Here is a 23,351-nt window from a genome sequence, read left to right as displayed (position 1 = left end):
GTTTCAACGACATTATTGTTGTACGTTTTCGTGATGATGTTGGGTCGCTTCCGATTGAAATTCTGCCCATTCTTTGCAGATTTGCTTATAACACTGCCAAGGGGGAATCGGCAAATCTTTCAGATAAATTGCCAGGTCAGCATATTGGGTGGTTCACTCATGTTGATCTCCTTTCGATCATCAGGTTGGGCTGGAACTCTGGCCAGCGGTGCTGTACCTGAGCGTAGCACTCAGCCGGAGACAGCTTGAGCTGTTGCAGTAGATTGATATCGATGGTGCCGTTGCCCGCGACCAAGACAATGACGGCCTGAGTAGGGTCATAAGTTGCGATCGCAGTTGACAATGCTGCAACTACCTCAGCTTCCAGTTCCAGTCTGTACAAATAGGCTGCGACCTGCGTCTGCGGCACAAACACCAAATCGAAAGCCACGTTATCGATTTGCCAATTGATCAAAGACGAGATTGGGTCAAGCACCTGGCAGACGACGATGCCTCTGCCCGCCTCCAAGTAACCGCGCCAAGCCGCATAGCCAATGGACAATATGTTTTGATGAATAAACTGGTTTTGCCAGTAGCCAGAGCATCCCTGCCAGACCTCATTTTGCGATCGCATTAGCCTCCTCCCGTAATGTCTATGTCGCTGCCACCATGTTTTCCCAAAATAGTGATAGTTGGTATCAAATCATTTCGTCTAATGCTTTCTTGACCTCGCAATTTTTATCAATTCGAAGATATCCCAAGGTTGCCGTTTGAATGGTCATGACTGTAGCGTCCTGAATTTTGGAAAAACACAAAAAAGCAGCATAATCTGACAGCCCTAACTGATATATCAGTTGAGTTGAATTTACCTAATTCACAATCAAACTCATTAAAGACTTGCAGCGTTGGCCATTACGGTCAACCAAACAGATGACTATAATTTTGTAAGATTTCAGGTTGCATATAGCCCGCTGGGTATGACTCAGCAAAGCACCAGCTTAATTCATCAAAGTTTTGCAAAACAGTGCGTTACGGCCATGAGCAAGCTCAGGCTGAGCCAACGCTTAACACGCCTTACGGTGTCATCTGATTTTGACTGCCTACTGACTGAAATGAGTTGATCAGCCAGGATGCTACAACCTGGGATTTAATAACAAATATCTGAAGCGAATTAAACGTGAAAAACTTAAAACAGACATCATCCGTACCTCGCAGATGGTTATGTAACGGGTTTACAAATCGGCGGGCATTCTGACTTACGCAATTTTGGATTTTGGATTTTGGACTTTGGAATGGAGACTAATGGCTCAAATCTAAAATCTAAAATCGGCAATCTAAAATCGGCTTACAGCTGCGGGACAGCGGCAGATTTGCACTGCACTTTCCCCCTTTCGTCTGATGGCTGATTTCCACCAGAACCGATACTCTGCTAACGATAGCACAGTTGATAGCAGAGAGCGCTCTACAAACTAAAAGTTGAGTGATTCGACGGCTTTGCGATAGAAACTCGGCGAATAGGTTAGACGCCTGAATTGTTGAATTCATAGCCAACCCCACCATCGTTTTATTTAGAAACCTGGTGATGCCGCAGGAAGAAAGCAGCGACAATAATGAGTGCGATCGCAACTCCAATCCCCGCGCCGATTAGCCGGCCAGAGCTAGGTAAACCAGCGGAATTTGATAATGGGCGATCAGAAGGGGCATCAGCCTGAAGCGTAGCAGTTGACGAGCCATCGGCAGGAGCTTCAGCCTGAGAATCGCCTGTCGGAGAAGTTTCCGCCGATGATGCGGTCGTTTGAGGTGCTTTGCCAGCGGCAACCACCGTGGTGTAGCTCAGCTCAAACGGTGTAAAAGTTGCTCCAGCTTGGGGACTCCCCGTCAGTTCTATCCGATATTCGCCCACCTGGGGAAAGACCACATCAGCACCGGGAATACTTTGATAGTTTTCCGGCGAAACCGCCTCTAGAGAAGGTTTCAGCACGGGGGCTGGGTCGGCACTTGAGCTGTTATTCCGATAGATAGTGAGCTGACAATCGCACTGCTCAAGAGGAATTATCTGCCCACCCTGCTGGGTCAGCGCTATCCAAACTCGGGCCGGTTCGCTAGCCTTGGGGCTGTGATTAGGCTCGATGTGCCACGTACCAGCTACGTCCCCTGATACCTCTGTTTTGTGCGCCTGAGCCGATTGTCCCATCAGGATTGCTACCCAGGCTAAGGCTCCGCCACCCGCCCTGACCATGACGTTAATGTTTCGAAGGTGCATACAACTTTCCTAATGACAATAACGACCAAATGAAACGCCACCGGATCAGTAAAGTTGCGATCGCTACGCCGCTCAATCCAATCGTGGCCAAATAGTTCGAGGTGGCAGCCTCAAAACCGCCTAGGTAGCTCGATCCCAACAGGATTGCGTGCAGTACCGCTAGCCCAAAAGCGGGTATGCTGAGCAGATGTAACTGTCGCCAGTGATGAGCCAGCCATATTTGAGCCTGGTCAAAGCTCGTCAGTGCCAACGGCAGCATCAGCCCGATGGCTAGGATGCCAGCCCAGCCCCCCACCTGTAGATAGGGCAGCAAAAACGGTAGTGCTGCTAGATTCCAGCCCATCGCCAGCATGTGAGCAACATGAGCCACAGCCAGCAGGACTGCTCCAACTCCCAAAATGCGCCGATATCGCAACAGCGGCGGCCATAGACGACTGATTGGACGGGCAATCAAAGCCAGCATGAGGCAAATTAGCGAGGCATGACCCGTGAAATCCACCATGTCACCGCTGCGAACAACCGTCAGTACGCCAATAATTACTGTAATCCAGCCACCAAGCCGAAAGAGCTGTCCGCGTCGGTCAGCACTGACCAATGATGTAGACAACCCCACCCCCAACATCATCGGCAGAGTGCCAAGCCCAAAAGCCAGCATCGTTGCTCCACCCATCCACAGACTAGTCGTTTCGGCAGCCTTCAGCTGCGCGGCATACAAAAAGCCACAGGGAATCAGTCCCCAAGCTAGCCCCAGCAACAGCGGTGTCCAGGATTGAGGGTTGAGGGAGAGAGACTGCATAGCTCGATTAAGCCGATCGTGCAGTCCCGACTGAGCCATTGGATTGAGGAATGGCACCTTGGGAATCCGTTGAGGACTAATTTGCGCTAGGCCGAACCAGATCAGCAACAAGCCAGCTGCGATCGCAATCCCCCGCCGCAATGGGCTACCGACGCCTGCTATTTGTCCGCCCGCAACCAACACCGATCCCAGCGCACCAATGCCCGCTCCCACCAGGGCGTAACTCACAATCCGCCCCAGATTCAGCAGCAGATGAAAGCGAAGCTGATGCCAGCGGCTGGATGATTCAGAGGCGTTAGACAGGGAAAGAGCAACAGTAATAGGGCCACACATGCCCAAACAGTGACCAAAACTGCCTAAAAATCCCAGTCCAGTTATCAGTAGAAGGTCTAGCATTCGAGCTGACTGCGATCTGCAAGAATTAACATGGCTTTGTTCCTTTCGAAGGTAGAGCTAGCCACTGTTTATTTTCAGTGAGAAGCCTGTGTGAGTCAAAAGACGGGATGTCAAAGCTTGAATATAATCCTCTTGGGTTTCGACTGCACGGGCCTTGAGCGTAATCATTAACGTTTCTGCAACACCCGTTAGATTATCAGTCGGTTCTTGAAGACGCACAAGTCAAGATTTCCTGGTTTGTGAACGGTGGCAACAGGTTGGGCATCTGCTCGATTGTGGTAAAATTACTGAAAATTTTTGTCACTTAGCTCAATCCACATAATCGGCACCCTTGGCTAAATAATGCTCACTCTCAACCAAGCAGACTGGGATGAACTGCATGAACAAGCTTCCATAACCTGCCCCGATCATTTAGCATTGGATGGTTTTGAAATACTGACAGGTGTGCCGGAGCATATCGGTCGGGGATACAGTCGCGGCATGGATCTTTTGCCTGGGTTGTGGCTGAACTTCAGTGACTGCGAGTATCACCAGGATATGGCAGTAAGAGCACCCGCTCATGAACATCCGATTCAGATTGGCATCTTTCTGTCAGGATTTATCTATTTTGACGCGGTGCATCCCAACCTGGGAGGAAGTCGCAGCTACTTTTCGGGTAGCGGTATCTCGCCGGGGTATGTGGAAAAGTATCGCGGTGGAGAGCGTTTAACCAATGTCAATATTGAAATTGAGCCGGATTGTCTAAACGCACTCTTGCAGGCTGATCCGCAGTACGGCGCTGATGTTCTCAGCCTGCTGCTTAAAGGAGAAGAGTGGAAAGCAGCCGTATATCCCACAGTGACCCCACAGATGAGATCGCTGGCTCAACAGATGTGGAATGCTCCATATCGCGGTGTCGCGAAACGGCTGTACCTGCAAGCCAAGGTGTTTGAACTGCTAGCTCTACACCTGGATCTGATTGCTGGTCAGCCCAATCCAATCCAATCCCTACCTGGGTTGAAGCCAGAGACGATCGATCGCCTGCACCATGCTAGAGAGATTTTGACCCTGCAGTTTGAAAACCCGCCTTCGCTGCCGGAACTGGCGCAGCGGGTAGGGTTGAGCGATCGCACCCTTCAACGGGGCTTCAAGGTGCTGTTTAATACAACGGCGATTGGCTATTTGAAGCAGCAACGACTGAAACAGGCTGAACAACTACTGCGTCAAAGAAACCATACTGTGGCCGAAGTGGCTAATCTGGTTGGCTACGGGCATCTGGGAAACTTTGCCGCCGCGTTTAAGCAGCAGTTTGGTATCACACCCAGTCAGTGCTTGACGGGAAAACGTATGATTAAAGCAGACTGAATGTCGCTGACTCTGTCTCAGGAGGTCGCCATGACGCTGACGATTAAAGATTTGGAGAAGGTGCAACGCCAGCTTGGAGATGACTACCGGGTTGAGCTGGTCGATGGAGATATTGTGGTTATGAGTCCATCTGGCTATGAGTCTGATGAGGTGGCGACTGAGTTTGGGCGACAACTGGCGAATTGGACGAAACCACGCCAACTGGGACGGGTAACGGGGGCGGGGGCGGGGTTTAACTTACCCAATTCCGACACCCGTGCCCCAGATGTATCGTTTGTGCAGGCAGAACGATTGCGCCGTAGCCCTCGCCGTTTTGCGGAGTTGGCACCGGATTTGATGGTGGAGGTGAAGTCACCCACCGATAGCGTCAAGAAGCTACAGGCTAAAATCGATCAATTTTTAGAGCAGGGAACCCGGATCGGTATTTTGATTCATCCCGAGCAGCACTGGCTGGAAGTCTATCGACCCAACGAGAAACCGATACGGCTGAAGGATGGGGATGTGTTGACTCTGCCAGATTTGTTACCGGGATGGGAGGTGCAGGTATCTGAGCTGTGGCCTCCTGTGTTTGACTGATTGGCGTTTTTTGGATCATTGCTGGCGTTTTTTGGATAGACGCACCTGAATCAACTTTTCTACACTACTGTCTATTGCAATTAAGAATAATTGGCAAGGAAATGCATTTAGCCCACGAGTAGGGATTGTTTATGAGCCAATTCCCGCAATTTCACTTTATGCTAGCTATGGCCGCTCATTCGAACCTGCGATCGGCACTTCCTTTAGTGGCGAAGATTTTGAGCCGACTCGGGGTACTCAATTTGAAATTGGTGCGAAGGCCGATATCACTAACAATCTTTCAGCCACGTTAGCGCTGTATGACATTACCCAATCGAATGTTTTAACCAGTGATCCCGGCAATCCTGGTTTTTCCATTCAAACTGGAGAACAAAACAGTCAAGGGGTTGAGCTAAGTTTGACTGGAGAGATTTTGCCCGGATGGAATGTGTTTGCTAGCTATGCCTACAATGATGCGCGTGTGACCGAAGACAACTCAATTCCGGTCGGTAATCGAGTTTTACAAACTGCGCCCCATGCTGCAAGCTTGTGGACAACCTATGAAATTCAGCAAGGAAATTTACAAGGTTTAGGGTTTGGTTTGGGTCTTTTTTATGTAGGCGATCGCGCCGGAGATACTGCCAATTCGTTTGAGGTTCCCAGCTACTTAACCACAGATGCCGCAATCTTCTATGAACGAGACAGGTTTCGTGCCGCTCTCAATTTCAAAAACATCTTCGATGTAGACTATTTTGAGAACGCCTTTAGTCAATTGCGAGTTTCTCCTGGAGCGCCGTTCACAGTACAAGGAACTATTTCTTGGACATTTTGATGTTTCTCCCATTAATTGATGTTGGCCGCTAAAACTTTGAGATCAGTCTGGTTTATGAAACGTTCTGTGCGCCGTATTCTGTCTCTGGTTTTGTTAGGAACCTTGGTGTTTTTGCTTATTTCAGCATGTACTCAGCGCGTTCCTCAGATTTCTACAGATTCAGAGTCTCAGCAGATAGAAACCGATTGTCGTGTGGTCGAACATGCAAGAGGAGAAGCCTGTATCCCTCTCAACCCACAGCGAATCGTGACATTAGACTTTAATAGTTTTGCGGCAGCTCTCGCGCTGGATATTGAACCCATTGCAACCTGGATCACGACTGAGATTGAAGATGATTTCGATTACTTTGAGACCCAATCAAGGGAGGTCGAAATTCTTCGTAGCCCAACCGGGCAACCTAATTTGGAAAAGCTTGTAGCACTCAGCCCTGACTTGATCATCGTCATTTCTCATTCAGCATTTGAAGCCGTTTATCAATATTTGCCAAATATTGCCCCGACCGTGATTTTGCCTTGGGAAGAGATCATGGGTGATTGGCAACAACAAACAGAAGAGCTGGCCAGAATCCTGGAGAAGTCAGATATTTTCACCCAGAAAATGTATGATTATCACCAACGAATCAGCGAACTGAAACAACAGCTCAATCAAGAGCAGGGTATTAAAGCCTCATTTATGTTTGTGGCTACAGGGCAGTTGGTCATAGCCCGTGAGAAATCCTTTGCAGGTGAAATCTTGAAAGACCTTGATATTTTGAATCCACTGTTTGAAGGAGCAGACGATCTCGATCTAACAATTTCTGAGGAAGTTCTACCAAAGGTCGATAGTGATGTCATTTTTCTTGCATCTTTGCAACAAGATGATCGCGCCATTATTGATGAACTTCGAAGAGATCCCCTTTGGTCGCAGCTCAAAGCTGCAGAGAAAGATCAGGTATATTTAGTTGATTTTTCGGTATGGCGCGGCTTGAATTTTTTTGCTGCCCAAAAGGTTCTTGATGACGTGTCCAAATATCTTATTAACACCTTCTAAAAAGTGATTCATTCGATTCATCCACTTCAGCGTCTACTTCGCTATGCCAAACCCTATCGGGCACAAGTTTGGGGAGCAGTTGTCTGCTCCATCCTGCGTACCCTGCTTGACCTCGCACCCCCCTACCTAATTGGCGTTGCTATCGATGTTGTCGTTGAGCGAGAAGCTTCATTGCTTGCTCGATTGGGCATTCAAAACCCGCTAACTCAATTGCTGGTGCTGTCCATTTTGACGATCACCGTCTGGGGTTTAGAATCTCTCAGTCAGTATGCCGCTGAAAAACTTTGGCAAAACCTGGGCCAAACGCTGCAGCACGAACTGCGCGTTGATACCTACAACCACCTGCAAGACCTCGAACTTGCCTACTTTGAAGACCGTAGTACCGGAACGCTGCTGTCGATTCTCAACGACGACATCAATCAGCTTGAGCGCTTCCTCAACTTTGGTGCTCTGTATTTAATCGGCTTTTTCACGCGGGTGTCTGCCGTTGGCATCAGCTTTGTACTGCTGGCTCCAGGCATTGCCTGGTTAGCGATGCTGCCGATTCCCTTCATTTTGTGGGGGGCCTTTGCCTTTCAGTCTCGCTTAGGGCCTCGTTATGATAGGGTGCGCGACCAGGCAGGACTCATCAGCAATCGCCTCGCCAATAACCTCTCCGGTATGGCTACTATTAAAAGTTTCACCGCCGAAGCCTACGAGAGCGATCGCGTTTATCAAGAAAGCAATGCCTATCGCCGCAGCAATAGACGAGCGATCGCCCTCAGCGTTGCCTTTCAGCCCTTGCTGCGGGTCTTTATCCTATCGGGATTTGTGGTCACCCTGTATCTGGGCGGGCGAGAGGTGCTTCAGGGCAATCTCACGGTGGGCACCTACGGCTTCATGGTGTTCATCGTGCAAGACCTGCTGTGGCCCTTCACGGAGTTGAGCGAAATCACCGACGAGTACCAGCGGGCGATGGCCTCGGTGCGGCGAGTGATGGGGTTGCTAGACACGCCCATTGCGATCCCTCATGGTAACGGCGCGTTAACGCTCAATGCCGTTCAAGGCGACGTGCTGTTTGATGACATTACCTTTGCCTATGGCGGTCGTCATCCCGTTTTGAAACATCTTTCTTTATCCGTTCCATCGGGTCATACCATCGGCATTGTGGGTGCAACTGGGTCGGGAAAAAGCACCCTCGTCAAGCTCTTGCTGCGGTTCTACGATGTGCAAAGCGGACGAATCTTAATTGACGGCATAGATATTCGAGAACTCAACTTATTGGATTTGCGGCGGTGTATCGGCTGGGTAAGTCAGGATGTGTTTTTGTTCCACGGCACGGTGGCTGAAAACATTCGCTACGGCAGCTTTGACGCGACTCGTAAACAGATTATTCAAGCGGCAAAGCTAGCAGAGGCCCATGCATTTATTGAAGAGTTACCGGAAGGATACGACACGATTGTGGGAGAGCGGGGGCAAAAACTCTCTGGTGGACAGAGACAGCGGTTAGCCATTGCCCGCGCCATCCTCAAAGACCCGCCAATTCTGATTCTCGATGAAGCCACATCTGCGGTGGATAACGAGACTGAAGCGGCGATTCAGAGATCTCTGGCCAAGATTACCCAGAATCGGACGACGATCGCGATCGCGCATCGTCTTTCTACGATTCGTCAAGCCGACTGCATTTATGTCATGGAGCAAGGACAAATTGTCGAGCAGGGTACCCATGAGAAACTGCTCTCTATGCAGGGTACGTATGCAAACCTGTGGCAAGTGCAGTCCGGACTTGCTCCAATTCTGGCTGATTCATAGGGCATAGGGATATGGGCTGACTTTGCTCAGGCCGTTAATAGATCTCACTCATCGTATGGGTCGCTAAAAGCTGGATTATGAATGAACGTTTCATCCGTTAAGCTGCGCAGAAAAGCTAGCAAATCTTGTTTCTCTTGCTCAGTTAATTCAAACCCAGCAATAAACTGACTCTTGAGCGGATTGCTGCTGCCCGTGCCAGCATAGGGGCCGGAATCAATCGTTCTGCCACCGGCTTGATAATGTGCGATCGCATCTTCTAGCGTCGCCACGCTGCCATCGTGCATGTAGGGAGCGGTCAGCTCAATATTTCGCAGCGTCGGTGCTTTGAAGCGACCCATATCGGCTGGATCATGGGTAATTTCATACACCCCTGGGTTGTTGGGTGGATAGGCTCCCTTGCCGTCAATGTTGTAGAGTCCGGTGTTGTGAAAGGCAATTTCCTGAAAGGCCAGTCGTTCGTGCTGAATGGAGTCACTAAAGTTCAGGCCACCATGACAGTGAAAACACTCCAACCGTTCGCTGTGAAATAGGTCTTCACCACGTTTGGCAGACTCGGAAATCGCGTTTGCCTCACCGCTATAGCGATAGCGATCGTAGGGCGAATTAAAGGAAACGAGCGCCCGCTCAAACGATGCGATCGCTTTCATCAAGTGATTCACATTAATATTCTGATCGCCTTCGCCAAAGGCGGCGGCAAACATCTGCCGATAGTGAGGATCATCCCGCAGCATGGTCAGGATTTCAGTCTCTCGGCCCACCATGCCCAGCTCGACTGGATGCTCACCAAACAAGGGCACTAACCCCTGCTGCTCCAGCGTAGTCATCCGCGGATTGGCCCACGTCAGCACGGAGCTGTAGGCCACATTGGTCAGGCTCATAGAGTTGCGGGGATGTGATTCTCCTGTTGCCCCCACGCCAACGGGCTTGCCATCAGTGAACGCCCGTGATTGTAGATGGCAGGAACCGCAGGAAAAATTTCCGGTCACCGAGAGACGCTTTTCGTAGAACAAATGCCTGCCCAGCTCAACCTTTGCCTGACTCATGGGATTGTCCTCAGGCACGACGGGTCTAGGCGTCCAATCGGGCAGATTCCACTGATAGCTGGCTACCTCAGACGGTGATGCAGCTAAGACAGAGCTGAACCCGATCGAGATTAGAAACGAAACGAAACATGCGATCGCAAAAGCTGAAAAACGACGCATCATTCCGCGTTGAAGAAGGTCTGCTGCTGAGCGGCTGTGCCATTAAAGGCTAACCCAAGCGCATCCATAATGCCGCTGCAATCGCTGTCATTGGGTTCAGACATGCAGCCAGGAGCCGTGTTCGGTTGGTTCATACTGAGATCTGTATCTGCAACCAGCGATGCTAAATCCGCCACAACCACATTCTGACTGGGATCAAATCCGGTCAGAGTGATCGTTGATCGATTCGGATTGCTGCAACTGAGTGGACGTTGAGTGCCCTCTGCACTCTCGCAGCCAGTGCTGCCCAGATGGATGAAGAATGCCTGCATGCTGGATTCTTCCCCATGCGGCGAGTGCTGCTCTTGGCTGTGTCCGTCACCGGGCGATTGATGGCTGCCTTCGTGCTTAGCAGAGGCGTTAGGGAGCATGCCAGTTTGGATCTGGTTGCTGAGGTCGATTCGGGCAAACTTATAGCCCAACTGCCAGTTCCACCAGAGCGAGGTGAGGTTGAGTGGCGAAGCCGCTAGGGTTGCATCCGCATGATTCAACTCAAACGGGACACCGACCGTGAACTGTAGCCCCGTGTAGTCTCCAGCGGGAACGGTGCCAACAATCCGATCGTTCGTTTCCACGGTGCCATTGGCACATCCACCAGACTTGTCTTCAAAGTCGAGCAGCGCCACCGATTCGTACTGCCATCGACCATCTTGCTCCAACGTCAGCGGCACGGTATTCCCATCCGCATCAACCAGCGCAACGTCAGATACATAAAAACGGAAGTCCAGTGGAGTGACGCTGCTTGCAGTTGTGCCGAGCGTGTAGCTTTGACCGCAGCTAAATGGTTGATCGCCAACCTTAGCTTGAAAACGAATGGTTACGGGTTGAGTGTCAGCAGCACTAACCGATTGCTCAAGGCCGATCGGTTGAGCAAGCAGCACGACGCCGGAGAACGCTAATGCGGTCGGTGTAAACAGATTGGAATGGATCATAAGTCAAAGAACCGTTTTAACTGCTTAAACGGGTTCAAGCAAGCACAACACCGCAATCTAAACGATTCATCAAGACTTGTCAAAAGACAGTGCGTCATACTTCGTCCCAGGCAAAGTCACAGGACTGAAGCACGTGGATGATTGTGGGGGTGCCTAGCACCCCCACAATCATCTAAAACCAGCGCTTTGAACCGTGAAGTGCGTAAGTCTTAAGCCATTCACAGCGCGTAGTGCCATATTGCGTTCCATCGATAGGTACAGACTGCAGAGAGCTATGAAACCTGTGCAGCCCTCCGTCTAGCCAATGGTCAATTACCTAGAAGTGCGTAAGTCTTAAGCCATTCACAGCGCGTAGTGCCATATTGCGTTCCATCGATAGGTACAGACTGTAGAGAGCTATGAAACCTGTGCAGCCCTCCGTCTAGCCAATGGTCAATTACCTAGAACTGTTTACCGCCGTCTATGAATCTTTTGACTCATTGCGATTGCACTTTATCTTCTACATGTTGAATTTTTGGCAGTCCTCAAAGGGTAATGATTTTGAGGTGTGTGTGGTGCCCTAAAAATCATTATCTGAATACCACTACCAACATAAGAAGCATCAAAAGGTTAATGCGTAAGCTAAAAAGTATTGGCTCATGTTCAGACAATGTGAAATCGATACCTAAACCTGTCTATTTCAAGATGGGTTTGCACGTTCTTTGAACATGAGCCAAAGTATTTTTACAGCAGGCTTGAGTAAAATCGGGATGACTGGATTCGAACCAGCGGCCCCTTCGTCCCGAACGAAGTGCGCTACCAAGCTGCGCTACATCCCGTTGCTTATCTAGGCTAGCACAGGTTTATTCATTTTCTGAACCTGTTTTCCGCCAAAATTAAAAGGCACTGGTTATCAGCCTCGACAACCAATGCCCTTTTTGGATCTGGTTATGACCTCATCCGGCTAACCGAGAAGCTGTCTGTTATTCAAAATTCAGCCTACAAACTTCAATACTGATTTGGAATGAGAAGTCCGTGATGCGGACTTCTCATTCCAAATCAAGTCTAGTTCGTATAAGCGGATTCAGTATTAGACATCGTAGTAGAGTGCGAACTCGTAAGGATGAGGACGCAGACGCATGGGGTTGACTTCGTTATCCAACTTGTATTCAATCCAGTTGGAAATAAAGTCTTCGTTGAATACGCCACCAGCAATCAAGAACTCATGATCCGCTTCTAACGCCTTTAAAGCATCGAGGAGGGAACCCGGAGTAGATGGAATCTTGGCCAATTCCTCAGGGCTCAGATCGTAGATGTCTACATCCAGCGGATCGCCTGGATCGATTTCGTTCTTGATGCCATCAATACCAGCACAGAGCATGGCCGCAAAGGCTAGGTAAGGATTGGAGGTCGCATCGGGACAGCGGAACTCTAGTCGCTTTGCCTTGGGATTATCGCCAGAGAGCGGAATCCGTACAGAAGCTGAACGGTTGCCTTGGGAATAAGCCAGGTTCACCGGAGCCTCAAACCCTGGAACCAGCCGCTTATAGGAGTTGGTTGTGGGGTTTGTGAACGCCAGCAGGGCTGGAGCGTGCTTCAAGATACCGCCAATGTAGTTGAGCGCCATCTTGCTGAGACCAGCGTAGCCATCACCAGCAAACAGGGGCTGTCCATCCTTCCAGATGGACTGGTGAGTGTGCATGCCAGAACCGTTGTCATTAAACAGCGGTTTGGGCATAAAGGTGACGGATTTACCGTACTTCTTCCCGACATTTTTGATGACGTACTTGTAGATCATCAGCCAGTCGGCGGCTTCAATCAGCCGACCGAAGCGGAAGCCGAGTTCGCACTGACCACCCGTTGCTACCTCATGGTGGTGCTTTTCAATGGGAACGCCCAGTTCTGCCATTGTCAGCAGCATCTCGGTGCGGATGTCTTGCAACGTATCTGTTGGGGAAACGGGGAAATAGCCTTCCTTATAGCGAGGCTTATAGCCCAGGTTGCCACCTTCTTCTTCTTTCCCGGAGTTCCAGCGGCCTTCTACGGTATCGACATAGTAGAAGCTTTTGTTTTCGGTTTGGTCGAACCGCACATCTTCAAAAACGAAGAATTCTGCTTCTGGGCCAAAAAACGCGGTATCACCAATCCCTGATGCATTTAGATAGTCAACGGCCTTTTGGGCGATGACACGGGGGCAGCGCTCATAGGGTTCACCCGTTCGTGGTTCTTGAATAGAACAGATCAGGCTGAGGGTCGGTTCCTTCATGAACGGATCGATCCAGGCTGTGTTGGGATCAGGTACCATCGCCATGTCCGATTCGTTGATGGCTTTCCAACCACGGATACTGGAGCCATCGAATGGAACTCCATCGGTAAAGCTGCTTTCATCGATCTGATCGTGGAAAACCGTCAGGTGCTGCCATGTTCCAGGCAAATCGATAAACTTCAGATCGATCATCTTGATGTCTTGCTCTTTAATCAGATTCAAGACGTCTTGAGGCGTTTGGGTCATGAACTACTCCTTAACAACTTCTAGGCTATCTGTAGTGCCGGGACAGGGACAGATTGCTACACCACATAGGGGTGTGGATATGAGCCATCAACTGCGATCGCAACAAACTCCTAATAGCTAGCACTGCTTAACGGCGATCTGCTGTTAAAACATTAGCTATGCAAACCCTGCGGAGCTAGGCAGGACCCGTACCGAAGCCCTGCCACATCTGACTCATCCTAAAGATAGGGATTCGGATATTTTGTATCGGTTGATACTTTTTTCGGGAAAGCTGGCCAGGTTTAAGGCGGGATGTGCAATGTTCGACTGACTAGGCGCGGTTTTTGGCCTTTTTGAGCAATTGCCCAACCGTCTATTTATTTCTGCTTGATTGCCTCATCCCCGCAAAAAATTGGCTAAATAAGCTCGAATTATTTTTGGCGAAAGTCAAGCACCATCTGTCTTTCAGTAAAAAATAAAGCTGGTTTTGCCAACGGATCACGATCGGGAATGGATACTCTACAGCACTTACTGATGGCCTATCCGGAAACCCTCTCAAACTCCTAGTGAGTCGTGACCAAATTGGGGTATTTGGATAGGTTCTTAGTGAGCTGATTGACTTCCCAACTTGGTCATTCATTGGGCATTTAAACAAAATCCTTATTTTTTTGCTGAATAATAAGGCAGTGGTTCCAGTTGTGTGACCTCACGCTACGGTGCGATCGCGCAAATCCACGGACATAACGTTGCAAACTCCAGTTGAATCATGAATTGAGTTCAGCATCTTTAGTGCTGGTTTCAGCGACTTTACGGATGTTGAAATTGATTGATATCGGCTTCTAAATAGTCGTCATATCAGCATATTCCGCCAAAACATCTGTGCGGAATAGGCAATTTAAAGGTTGTATTAAACCTGCTCAAAATTGCGATTTATGCCATCAAATAGCCAATCCTATACCTATCAGCTTGATGGTTCTTTCATCTTCAGCCGATGTTTTGTGTAGAGACATATGGGAATTAGCCAATTTTCCTGAATGCGATCGCACAGTTTGATTGACTCTTTAGAACTCTGTAGAGCATCACAGAACAATTCAAACGTTCTGTTCTCACTTGTCAACCTTATCCTTCCAGTGGCAGTTTGATGATTTCAACCAGTACATCCTTTCCCCCTGAGAATCATCGCTTGTTTCAGTGCCAGGCTGTCCATCCCGCCGTTGACAGCGGACTGAAGCGTTTCATCGATATCGTCGGTGCGCTTGTCGGTTTAGCCGTTGTGGCTATTTTATGGTTGCCAATTGCGATCGCAATTAAGTTAGATAGCCCTGGCCCAATTTTGTATAGCCAGTTCCGCTGTGGACATCGCGGGCAGACTTTCCGTATTTGGAAGTTTCGCTCAATGGTGACTAATGCTGAACAAATTAAGCATCTGATTCAAAATCAGGCCAGTGGCCATATTTTCAAAAACGATGATGATCCACGCGTGACGCAAGTCGGCAAATTCCTGCGCAAAACCAGCTTGGACGAATTTCCCCAGTTTTGGAATGTTCTAGTCGGTTCAATGAGCTTGGTTGGGACTCGCCCACCCACGGTTGATGAAGTTCGGCACTATACCCCTCGCCACTGGCAGCGACTAGAGGTTAAACCCGGTATAACCGGCGAATGGCAGGCAAATGGTCGTTCCCAAGTTTTGGACTTTGAAGACATTGTTGATATGGATTTGGCCTACCAGCAGCGCTGGTCAGTGTTGTATGATTTACAGCTCATTTGGAAAACAGTCTGGGTGGTTCTAGCTCGCAAAGGAGCTTGTTAAAAGCCGGTATTAATCCCAGCCTAAGCGAAAGCGGGACAGTGTTTAACACTGTCCCGCTTTCGCTATGTATAGCGCTACGCGCTTAGAACCAGACAGACCGTTAGCTAACTAACAGTTATCTAGTTGAGTTGAACGGTCAACGACTCAGTCAAGGTCAAGTTCAAATCCCGATCGGGATCAACTACGAGCAGTTCAGCTTCATCTCGATCCAAGAAGAGGCCGATCAGCGTACCGATGCCCGCTCCACCAAGAACTTCCTCGACGTCGATTTCGCCAGTAATTTCTGCGATCGCAGCCGCTGCTGCTGCACCCAATGCAGCATCCCGAATTACCGTACCGACATCTGTATCTTCTGTGATCGTTTCCGTGTCGGTGATCAACTCAGACTCGGCTTCTAGATCAACCGTATAGCTGGGATTGGTGGACGTGCTAGGTACTCTTAGCGTTTCGGCATAGAATTTTGTACCTTCTTCGCCATTCTCTTCCACAATTCGCAATTCACCTTCCACCTGGCTACCGACCGGAATCAGCAGCGCACCGTTTTGGTCGGTCACATTTTGCGAAATGATCAACGTTACAGGCACAGGATCGGGTTCCTCTGGCGAAATTAGAATCCGCTCTGCACCGTCATAACGAATCGGCAGAGTTGTTCCCTCAGGAATGACCACCGATGTTGTGTCATCATCATCATCCTGATCCCCACCCACGACATAGGGTGAGTTGATTGCAGGAGCCTCACCGGCACTCACGAGCGCTTGATAGATAAAGGCCGCTACTTCGGCCCGTGTTGCATTGCGGTTGGGATTGAGCCGATTCAACGTCGGATAGTTGACTACAATCATTTCTTCAGTTGCAGCAGCTACGCTGGCGCGAGCGTAGTCAGGAATACCGCTGGCATCCGTGTAGTAGCTGAGCGTTGATTGAACGTTGCTAGCTGTGTAGTCCAAACCATTTGCCAGTGATACTAAAACCTGAACCCGAGGAATATTTTGCTCTGGATTGAACACATTTCCCGGATATCCTGACAAAAAGCCAGTGGTGTAAGCTTCACGAATTGCGCTGTATGCCCAATAGTTGGAAGAGACATCCACAAAATTAATCGCACTGCGAGTGGAGGGTGCATCGAAGGCACTGCGAATCATTGCTGCAAATTGTGCCCGTGTTACCGGAGCATCTGGACGAAATGTACCATCGGGGAAGCCGCTGATCACACCCCGAGAAGATAGAGCCTGGATGTAACCGTAGGCCCAGTAGCTAGATGATACGTCTGAGAAGGTAGTCTGCGCTTGAACAGGTGCCTGCATAACGATGGGTGCGGCTGCACCGGCGGCCATGCCTAAAGCAAGAAACAAAGATGTGCCAGACTGCCAAGATTTGAAGTTAGCCATAAAAGTCAGAATCTCCAAAAACCAAAAATGAACCCAATGATGGATTTGTACGAAATCCGGTTGGAACGTGTTTAAACAGCGTTCAAACAGTGCCCGTTCGCGGATTTGGTGTTAAAACTTATTAACGGGTTGTGCCTATCGTCGCGACTATTTAGCCAACCACAAATCGATTTGCATTGGTACTAAGGCTTTATAAAAAGAAGCAATTAAGCCTCAAAAAGTTCCAGCATTTTCTGGTAAGTTGGCAAGTTGGGTTTTCTTTATACCCTGCTATCGCTTTCAGTCTCGGACTTGTCCGGAATTCTTCTAGTAGGCTTGTGGCAAAGATCTGATTAAATTCCTTGTATAAAGTTATAAGAACAAATTATCGTTTGTGAACAGCACCAATATGCTTGTCAGCTCAGTGGTTAAGTAACGCCACAATAGAGCTGTTCTCATAACCTACACCAGTGGCAATAGCTCGCTTTGAGAGAGCGCTGAGCAGATACAAACGGTGGTTAGAACAAGTGCGATCGCAGCTCATCATCTGTCCTAATCAGCGTCCATTCCCTGCAGAAAGATGGTTATGACACAACGTAAACCAAAAAACTCCTGTAAAGTAAAGATTTAAGACGAAGTTATACAGGAGGTATAAATGACCACCGCCAACACCAGCAGCATTGAAGATCGGATTGAGGAAGCGCGTGAACAGGCTCATGCCATTTGCGCTGAAAAGGGTGCAGAATCACCCGAATGTGCTGCCGCTTGGGATGTTGTAGAAGAATTACAAGCTGAGTTTTCCCATGAACGTGTTAAAGCTCAAGACGCGCCGAATTCTTTGCAAGTCTACTGTGACGACAATCCTGACGCGCCAGAGTGCCGCATTTACGAAGACTAAGATTTAAGACAAAAAGCGAGTGGGGGGCAACTGCCCCCCACTCGCTTTTTGCTCTCAGCATAGGGTGTTACAGGATACAAAGAAACGTTAAGTCTAACCTTCAAAGATCCTTAGAACACATTTTCAACTCCCATTCGGTTTCTAAACTGGGGATGTTATGTCTAGCAGAAATGATTGTCTCTATGTCTTCAAGCATTCAAGATCAAATCACGCAAGCACTTGAAGAAGCACGGGTTACCTGTTCAACCAGCGGCGATAGCTCCTCAGAATGTGCTGTTGCTTGGGATACAGTAGAAGAACTCCAGGCAGAAGCTTCTCACAAACGGTATCAACCGGAAAAGTCTCGCAATTCTCTACAGGTTTATTGTGATGACAATCCCGACGCACCGGAATGCCGTATTTACGAAGACTAAGAAAATGACAAGCGGGTAGATTAGCAGAGTTTAGCGTGCGGTGAATGGTTGAAAGGGGACACAAGCTGTCCCTTTTTTCTTGAGAATGAGACGTGAGCTGTGGGGGAGAGGACGGAGGACTGGGTGCTGGATGCTGGGTTTTGAACTTTGCTTGAGCCCCAAAACCTAATACCTAACCCCCAAAACCTAATACCCCTCACCTCCCTCATCCCTCTCGTCTCTCGTTTTCATCGCCAGAAACGCTAGTTTTTACTTGCAAACTTGGGATAGAGTAAGTCGAAAAGGTTTTATGAGCTTTTCCGACAAGCTGAATGCGGCTATTGCCCAACATCACTCGTTACTGACAGTTGACCTTTCTCCTGATTTGGAGATTGCCCGTATCGGCAAGGCACTTGGTTTAGTAGAGGTACTGCGATCGCACAATCAGCTAGAGCTTTTGCTCCAAGACGCCAAGCAGCGCTTGCTTAGTTTGATACAGACAACGACTGACTGCGTTTGTGCCTATACGCTGCGGTTAGAAGCCTTTCGGGTGTTGGGTGCGCCCGGTTTAACCCTGCTCGAAACGGTGTTGGCCGCCGTCCCGCCGTATTTGCCCGTCATTCTTGACGCTAAGCACAGCGATCCGGATACGAGCACGATTCTGGCCGAACTAGCGTTTGAGCTGTGGCAGGTTGATGCCATTACCCTATCGCCCTATACAGGGCAGGATCAGGCAGCTCCGTTTTTAGTCGATGCCAATAAGGCCATTTTTGTGCTGACGGCCACGGGCAATCCCACAGCGGCAGTGTTACAGCAGTTTCCCACGCCAGAGACCCCGTTTTACCAGCAGTTGGCCTCAGAAGCAAAAACCTGGGGGACGCCGGAGCAGGTCTGTTTCGAGTTGGGCACCGTATCACCAGCAACGCTACAATCTGTGCGTGCGATCGCACCGGAGCGGACAATTTGGCTGAACGGTCGCTGGCAGCACGACACCAACTGGGACGAGCTGCTGATAGCGGGAATGAACGGCAGCGAAAGTGGTTTACTCTTTGCCGTCCCCGCCGACTATCTGACCGATCCCGCAGGTGGGATACTGATCCGAGAATTGCGCGATCGCATTTACCAAGCGCGGCAGTCGCTCATCGTTGATCCCTCCACCTGCCAGGTTTGGGTGCCAGATGTCTGTTTGCTCAATCACCACCCCTACGAAGATTTAGTCCTGCAGCTGTTTGACATTGGCTGCCTGCGGTTTGGCGAATTTGTCCAGGCCTCTGGTGCCGTCTTCCCTTACTACGTTGATTTACGCGTCATTATCTCCAATCCCCAGGTTTTTGATGCTGTGATCAGTGCCTACAGCGGTATTTTACGAGGACTAACCTTTGATCGGGTTGCGGGCATTCCTTATGGATCGCTACCCACCGCCACGGGCCTATCGCTGCGGCTCAACACGCCGATGATTTTTCCCCGTAAAGAAGTGAAAGCCCACGGCGCAAAGCGCTTGGTGGAAGGTCACTTCAATCCGGGCGAAACAGCGGTACTGGTGGATGACATTCTGATCTCGGGTAGCAGCGCCATTGAGGGTGCACGCAAGCTGGAATCCGTGGGGCTACAGGTACAGGATATCGTCGTGTTTATTGATCACGAAAAAGGTGTGAAAGACCGCATTCGCCAGCAGGGATACGAACCCTATTCAGTGCTGACACTGTCTGAAATTGGCGATATTCTCTGTGAAGCTGGGCGGATCAGCGAGACGCAACTTGAGCTGCTGCTGGCCCATCAGGATTGAGATCGGACGGGATCAGAATTTGATTGAAAATATTGAACAGGTATTGAAACATTAAGCATGATGTAGGTCAGATACGTTCTTGATCGCGATCAGTCTATCTGCTGGTAAATCTGGATTAGGATCACGATAGCTACGGGGTTGAAACCATTGATATTCAAAGATATCTAAGATACCTAAAGATATCAAAACCAGATATCAAAATTGCAATACAGCACGAGACAAGCATTTAGAGGTTTATTTTTAAAAATGCAAGTAAATGCAAAATCAGCGCTGTATTCGCCATCTTGGTGAGGACATCTACCCTAACAACAGTCGAATATCTATAGCGCTTCTTGCGCTAATAAAGGGGGAGTTATTTTTTGGAAGCCGCGCGGAGCGCGGCTTCCAAAAAATAACTTGTACCTCATTAGCTCAGGAAAGGCTATAACATGTGGTTGACTTTTGGTCTAAGAAGCCCAATACAAAATGGCCAGAATTTTAGTTGTCGAAGATCATCGCATCATTGCTTGGAATATTCAGGAATCGCTGGAAACGTTGGGGCATGAAGTGATCGGCTGCATTGCGACTGGAGCCGATGCAGTCGAATTTGTGCAGCAGGAAGATGTCGATTTAATCCTGATGGATGTGCGGCTGGATGGTGACGCAGACGGTATCCAAACCGCCATGACGATTCAGCAACAGGTGCGTGTGCCGATTGTTTACTTGACGGCTCACGTTGAACCCCAAACGATCCAGCGTGCGATCGCAACTCATCCCTATGGCTATCTGCTCAAGCCCGTCCATTTACCCGAGCTGCACACAACAGTTGAAATGGCGCTGCATCGCCATCAGCTTGAACAGCAGTTGGAAGCGACTCAGCAGTGGCTCGCCACGACGCTCAACAGCATTGGCGATGGCACGATCGCAGTGGATGATGTCGGACGAATTATCTTTATGAATCCGGCAGCCGAAGCGCTCACGGGCTGGATGCAGCAAGCCGCCATTGGCCGCTCAGTTGAATCTGTTTTACAACTGGTTAGTGCCACCACTGGTCAACCCATCGAAAATCCATTGCGGCAGTGTCTTACTCAGAGAAAGCAGGTTTTTCTAGCCGATGACTGCTTGCTGATTGCTAAGGACGGCACGCGTCGGTACATTGGCGATTCAGCGACTCCGATTCAAACACCCGATCAGGTCATTGTCGGTAGCGTTTTGGTCTTTCAGGACATCACGGCCCGCAAGCAGGCGGAACAAGCGCTGCGCGACAGCGAAGAACAGCTGCGACAGATCGTCAACGGCATTGAGGACGCCTTTTTCCTCAAAGATGCGAACTCAGGCAAACTCATTTACATTAATCCAGCCTCAGAAAAGCTGTTTCAGTACTCGTTTCAAGAACTCTACGATCATCCCCAACTGTGGCTGGATCGAGTTCATGCCGACGATCGCGATCTCGTTTTGCAGCAGACTCAGGCTCAGCAGCAGGGTCAGTTTGCCGACATGGAATATCGCATTGTGCGCCCCGATGGCTCGGTGCGCTGGATTTGGGATCGGGCATTTCCCATCTACAACAAGGCCGGAGCAATGTATCGCTATGCGGGCGTTAATCGAGATATCACCGAGCAAAAGCAGGCGCTGGAAGCGCTGCGTGCCAGTGAAACCCAGTTTCGCCAGCAGGTCGAACAAGAGCAACTGCTGAGCCGCATTTCACAACACATTCGTCAATCGCTCGAGCTAGAGGAGATCTTAGACACGACGGTTGCTGATATTCGGCAGATTTTGAATGTTGATCGGGTGGTGATTTTCCAATTTGATCTGGACTGGAGCGGCACTGTCATCGCAGAGGCCGTCACAGCTCCCTGGATGGTCATGAAAGGACTGGAAATCGTTGATCCCTGTCTTTCAATGGAAGACTGCATCATTCCCTACCAGCAAGGCCGAATTAGCAATATTGCCAATATCCATGAAGCTGGACTAGCAAACTGTTACGTTGATTTGCTTAACCAGTTTCAGGTAAAAGCCAATTTAGTAATTCCGATTTTGGAATCGGATCAGCTTTGGGGACTGCTAGCGGCCCAGCACTGTACCGCCACTCGCCACTGGCAGGACTGGGAAATTAAGCTACTCCAACAGCTTTCTAATCAGCTATCGATTGCGATTCAGCAGGCCGAACTCTATCAGCAGGTGCAGCAGTTCAACACCACGCTGGAGCAGCAGGTCTATCAGCGGACGCTTCAGTTGCAGCAGGCCGCTCAGTTTGAAGAAACGCTGAAGCGAATTACCGATAAGGTGCGCGACAGCCTGGATGAGGCGCAGATCTTGCAAACGGCGGTACGGGAACTTGCGATCGCACTGTCAGCTAGTGCCTGCGATGCTGGACTGTATGACTGGGAACAGAAAACCTCGACCGTGAGCTATGCCTATGTCTGCCGGGACATGCCAAATTTGCAGGGCCAGGTGATCGATATGTCCCTGTTTCCCCAGCTCTATCGGCAACTGCAACGGGGTGAGTATCTCCACTATTGCCCTACACAGTCCACTCGCCAGCTTCGAGCCGGAACGCATCAGGTTTCTACGCTGGCCTGTCCACTCCAGGATGCGCAGTCAATTGTGGGGGATCTGTGGATTCATCGGCAGGCGGATGCCTACTTCAATGAGGCGGAAATCCGGCTGGTGCAGCAGGTGGCTAACCAATGTGCGATCGCACTGCGTCAGGCACGGCTGTATGAAACATCTCGCACCCAAATCTATGAGTTAGAGCGCCTCAATTTGCTGAAGGACGACTTTCTCAGCACGGTGTCCCATGAATTACGCACCCCCATGTCCAGCATTCAAATGGCTACGCAAATGCTGGAAATTGTGGTCAGCCGTGAACCCAGCTTTGCCGCTGCCGATCATCCGATTCACCGCTACTTAACAATTCTGCGGGAAGAATGCCGCCGCGAAACTAATCTGATTAATGACCTGCTAGATTTGTCGCGTCTAGAAGCCGAGACAGAACCGCTCCAGTCCACGACCATGAATCTGCAGCACTGGATTCCCCACGTGCTGGAATCCTTCGTTAATCAAACCCGCATCCGCAACCAGCAGTTTACGCTCGATATTGCCGCCGATTTGCCGCCGCTGACCACCGATTTTTCCTACCTAGAGCGTATTGTCGAAGAACTCGTCGAAAATGCCTGTAAGTACACCCCTGCCGGAGAAGAAATTCGCTTAACCGTGACGCCAGGGACTGACCAACTGCAGATTCGCGTTTCTAATACCGGGGTTGAAATTCCGGTCATTGAGCGCGATCGCATTTTTGATAAGTTCTACCGCATTCCCAATCACGACCCTTGGAAGCATGGCGGCACGGGATTAGGGCTAGCGCTGATTAAACGCATGGTGCACTATTTGGGCGGCACGATTCAGCTAGAATCGATGGCTAATCCGGTTACGTTTCGGGTCAATTTGCCATTGACGCTAGCGGTTGGTTGACGCAGCGTAGTGCGCAT

At 49.7% G+C, this 23,351-nt stretch carries 18 protein-coding genes, 1 tRNA gene and 1 riboswitch; of the genes, 11 read left to right on the top strand and 8 right to left on the bottom strand.

Translation table 11 applies throughout. The annotated features are described in order from the left end of the window. Positions 1–157: 157 nt before the first annotated feature. The 3 genes from AC286M_RS27960 to AC286M_RS27950 all read right to left on the bottom strand — a co-directional run bounded on the left by AC286M_RS27960 (position 158) and on the right by AC286M_RS27950 (position 3,434). Positions 158–613: a hypothetical protein gene (locus AC286M_RS27960; protein WP_488207504.1), complete on the bottom strand. Its 456-nt coding sequence runs from the start codon at positions 611–613 to the stop codon at positions 158–160. Positions 614–1,203: 590 nt separating this feature from the next. Continuing rightward, positions 1,204–1,417: riboswitch (cobalamin riboswitch) on the bottom strand. Between the two features lie 126 nt (positions 1,418–1,543). Further along, the gene (locus tag AC286M_RS27955; protein WP_488207503.1) at positions 1,544–2,242 is read right to left on the bottom strand and encodes a hypothetical protein; all 699 of its coding nucleotides are present in this window, start codon (positions 2,240–2,242) and stop codon (positions 1,544–1,546) included. Continuing rightward, entirely contained in the window at positions 2,223–3,434 is a 1,212-nt protein-coding gene (locus AC286M_RS27950) for an urease accessory protein UreH domain-containing protein (RefSeq protein WP_488207502.1), read from the bottom strand. The genes AC286M_RS27955 and AC286M_RS27950 overlap by 20 nt, the downstream gene beginning before the upstream one ends. Positions 3,435–3,776: 342 nt before the next feature. On the opposite strand from AC286M_RS27950, the gene AC286M_RS27945 reads away from it, so the two are divergent. The 5 genes from AC286M_RS27945 to AC286M_RS27925 are packed head-to-tail and all read left to right on the top strand — an operon-like array spanning position 3,777 to position 8,985. Further along, on the top strand, positions 3,777–4,778 hold the full coding sequence (locus tag AC286M_RS27945; protein ID WP_488207501.1) for a helix-turn-helix transcriptional regulator: 1,002 nt from the start codon (positions 3,777–3,779) through the stop codon (positions 4,776–4,778). After that, positions 4,779–5,354 carry a Uma2 family endonuclease gene (locus AC286M_RS27940; protein WP_488207500.1) on the top strand — a complete coding sequence of 192 codons (576 nt, stop codon included), beginning with the start codon at positions 4,779–4,781 and terminating at the stop codon, positions 5,352–5,354. It begins immediately after the preceding gene. Positions 5,355–5,403: 49 nt separating this feature from the next. Beyond that, positions 5,404–6,165 (top strand): TonB-dependent siderophore receptor, encoded by a 762-nt coding sequence (locus AC286M_RS27935; RefSeq protein ID WP_488208870.1) that lies wholly within the window; start codon positions 5,404–5,406, stop codon positions 6,163–6,165. A 54-nt stretch (positions 6,166–6,219) separates the two neighbouring features. Next, positions 6,220–7,194, top strand: coding sequence for an iron-siderophore ABC transporter substrate-binding protein (locus AC286M_RS27930; RefSeq protein ID WP_488207499.1), 975 nt, complete (start codon positions 6,220–6,222; stop codon positions 7,192–7,194). A gap of 3 nt (positions 7,195–7,197) precedes the next feature. After that, positions 7,198–8,985: an ABC transporter ATP-binding protein gene (locus tag AC286M_RS27925; protein ID WP_488207498.1), complete on the top strand. Its 1,788-nt coding sequence runs from the start codon at positions 7,198–7,200 to the stop codon at positions 8,983–8,985. 44 nt (positions 8,986–9,029) lie between these two features. On the opposite strand, the gene AC286M_RS27920 is transcribed toward AC286M_RS27925, so the two are convergent. The 4 genes from AC286M_RS27920 to glnA form a co-directional block, all read right to left on the bottom strand. Continuing rightward, positions 9,030–10,190, bottom strand: coding sequence for an MbnH family di-heme enzyme (locus AC286M_RS27920; RefSeq protein ID WP_488207497.1), 1,161 nt, complete (start codon positions 10,188–10,190; stop codon positions 9,030–9,032). Further along, complete coding sequence (locus AC286M_RS27915; RefSeq protein ID WP_488207496.1) at positions 10,187–11,158, bottom strand: MbnP family copper-binding protein; 972 nt, start codon at positions 11,156–11,158, stop codon at positions 10,187–10,189. The genes AC286M_RS27920 and AC286M_RS27915 overlap by 4 nt, the downstream gene beginning before the upstream one ends. Positions 11,159–11,902: 744 nt before the next feature. Continuing rightward, positions 11,903–11,976, bottom strand: a tRNA-Pro gene (locus AC286M_RS27910). 251 nt (positions 11,977–12,227) lie between these two features. Next, positions 12,228–13,649 carry a type I glutamate--ammonia ligase gene (glnA, locus tag AC286M_RS27905; RefSeq protein WP_488207495.1) on the bottom strand — a complete coding sequence of 474 codons (1,422 nt, stop codon included), beginning with the start codon at positions 13,647–13,649 and terminating at the stop codon, positions 12,228–12,230. Between glnA and AC286M_RS27900 the strand changes: the two genes are divergently transcribed. Next, a complete protein-coding gene (locus AC286M_RS27900; protein WP_488207494.1) occupies positions 13,648–13,770 on the top strand; it encodes a hypothetical protein in 123 nt (40 codons plus the stop codon). The two genes, glnA and AC286M_RS27900, sit on opposite strands and share 2 nt — an antisense overlap. Before the next feature lie 1,041 nt (positions 13,771–14,811). Continuing rightward, entirely contained in the window at positions 14,812–15,438 is a 627-nt protein-coding gene (locus AC286M_RS27895; RefSeq protein WP_488207493.1) for a sugar transferase, read from the top strand. A 119-nt stretch (positions 15,439–15,557) separates the two neighbouring features. Here the strand turns inward: AC286M_RS27895 and AC286M_RS27890 are convergent, their stop codons facing one another. Beyond that, positions 15,558–16,826 carry an S-layer homology domain-containing protein gene (locus tag AC286M_RS27890; protein WP_488207492.1) on the bottom strand — a complete coding sequence of 423 codons (1,269 nt, stop codon included), beginning with the start codon at positions 16,824–16,826 and terminating at the stop codon, positions 15,558–15,560. Positions 16,827–17,460: 634 nt separating this feature from the next. Between AC286M_RS27890 and AC286M_RS27885 the strand changes: the two genes are divergently transcribed. The 4 genes from AC286M_RS27885 to AC286M_RS27870 all read left to right on the top strand — a co-directional run bounded on the left by AC286M_RS27885 (position 17,461) and on the right by AC286M_RS27870 (position 23,334). Beyond that, positions 17,461–17,703, top strand: a complete 243-nt coding sequence (locus AC286M_RS27885) for a Calvin cycle protein CP12 (protein ID WP_488207491.1) — start codon at positions 17,461–17,463, stop codon at positions 17,701–17,703. Positions 17,704–17,885: 182 nt separating this feature from the next. Then, on the top strand, positions 17,886–18,116 hold the full coding sequence (locus tag AC286M_RS27880) for a Calvin cycle protein CP12 (protein WP_488207490.1): 231 nt from the start codon (positions 17,886–17,888) through the stop codon (positions 18,114–18,116). A 289-nt stretch (positions 18,117–18,405) separates the two neighbouring features. After that, positions 18,406–19,881 (top strand): orotate phosphoribosyltransferase, encoded by a 1,476-nt coding sequence (gene pyrE / locus AC286M_RS27875; protein ID WP_488207489.1) that lies wholly within the window; start codon positions 18,406–18,408, stop codon positions 19,879–19,881. A 465-nt stretch (positions 19,882–20,346) separates the two neighbouring features. Then, complete coding sequence (locus AC286M_RS27870; RefSeq protein ID WP_488207488.1) at positions 20,347–23,334, top strand: PAS domain S-box protein; 2,988 nt, start codon at positions 20,347–20,349, stop codon at positions 23,332–23,334. Positions 23,335–23,351: the final 17 nt, after the last annotated feature.

This window comes from Thainema salinarum CENA647, assembly GCF_057732415.1.
The sequence above is the reverse complement of the archived record's forward strand: the minus strand, read 5'-3'. Positions and strand labels throughout refer to the sequence as shown.

Coding starts and splice junctions, on each gene's coding strand:
- AC286M_RS27960 (WP_488207504.1), bottom strand. CDS start 613: ATGCGATCGCAAAATGAGGTCTGGCAGGGATGCTCTGGCTACTGGCAA.
- AC286M_RS27955 (WP_488207503.1), bottom strand. CDS start 2,242: ATGCACCTTCGAAACATTAACGTCATGGTCAGGGCGGGTGGCGGAGCC.
- AC286M_RS27950 (WP_488207502.1), bottom strand. CDS start 3,434: ATGCTAGACCTTCTACTGATAACTGGACTGGGATTTTTAGGCAGTTTT.
- AC286M_RS27945 (WP_488207501.1), top strand. CDS start 3,777: ATGCTCACTCTCAACCAAGCAGACTGGGATGAACTGCATGAACAAGCT.
- AC286M_RS27940 (WP_488207500.1), top strand. CDS start 4,779: ATGTCGCTGACTCTGTCTCAGGAGGTCGCCATGACGCTGACGATTAAA.
- AC286M_RS27930 (WP_488207499.1), top strand. CDS start 6,220: ATGAAACGTTCTGTGCGCCGTATTCTGTCTCTGGTTTTGTTAGGAACC.
- AC286M_RS27920 (WP_488207497.1), bottom strand. CDS start 10,190: ATGATGCGTCGTTTTTCAGCTTTTGCGATCGCATGTTTCGTTTCGTTT.
- AC286M_RS27915 (WP_488207496.1), bottom strand. CDS start 11,158: ATGATCCATTCCAATCTGTTTACACCGACCGCATTAGCGTTCTCCGGC.
- AC286M_RS27900 (WP_488207494.1), top strand. CDS start 13,648: ATGAACTACTCCTTAACAACTTCTAGGCTATCTGTAGTGCCGGGACAG.
- glnA (WP_488207495.1), bottom strand. CDS start 13,649: ATGACCCAAACGCCTCAAGACGTCTTGAATCTGATTAAAGAGCAAGAC.
- AC286M_RS27890 (WP_488207492.1), bottom strand. CDS start 16,826: ATGGCTAACTTCAAATCTTGGCAGTCTGGCACATCTTTGTTTCTTGCT.
- AC286M_RS27885 (WP_488207491.1), top strand. CDS start 17,461: ATGACCACCGCCAACACCAGCAGCATTGAAGATCGGATTGAGGAAGCG.
- AC286M_RS27880 (WP_488207490.1), top strand. CDS start 17,886: ATGTCTTCAAGCATTCAAGATCAAATCACGCAAGCACTTGAAGAAGCA.
- pyrE (WP_488207489.1), top strand. CDS start 18,406: ATGAGCTTTTCCGACAAGCTGAATGCGGCTATTGCCCAACATCACTCG.
- AC286M_RS27870 (WP_488207488.1), top strand. CDS start 20,347: ATGGCCAGAATTTTAGTTGTCGAAGATCATCGCATCATTGCTTGGAAT.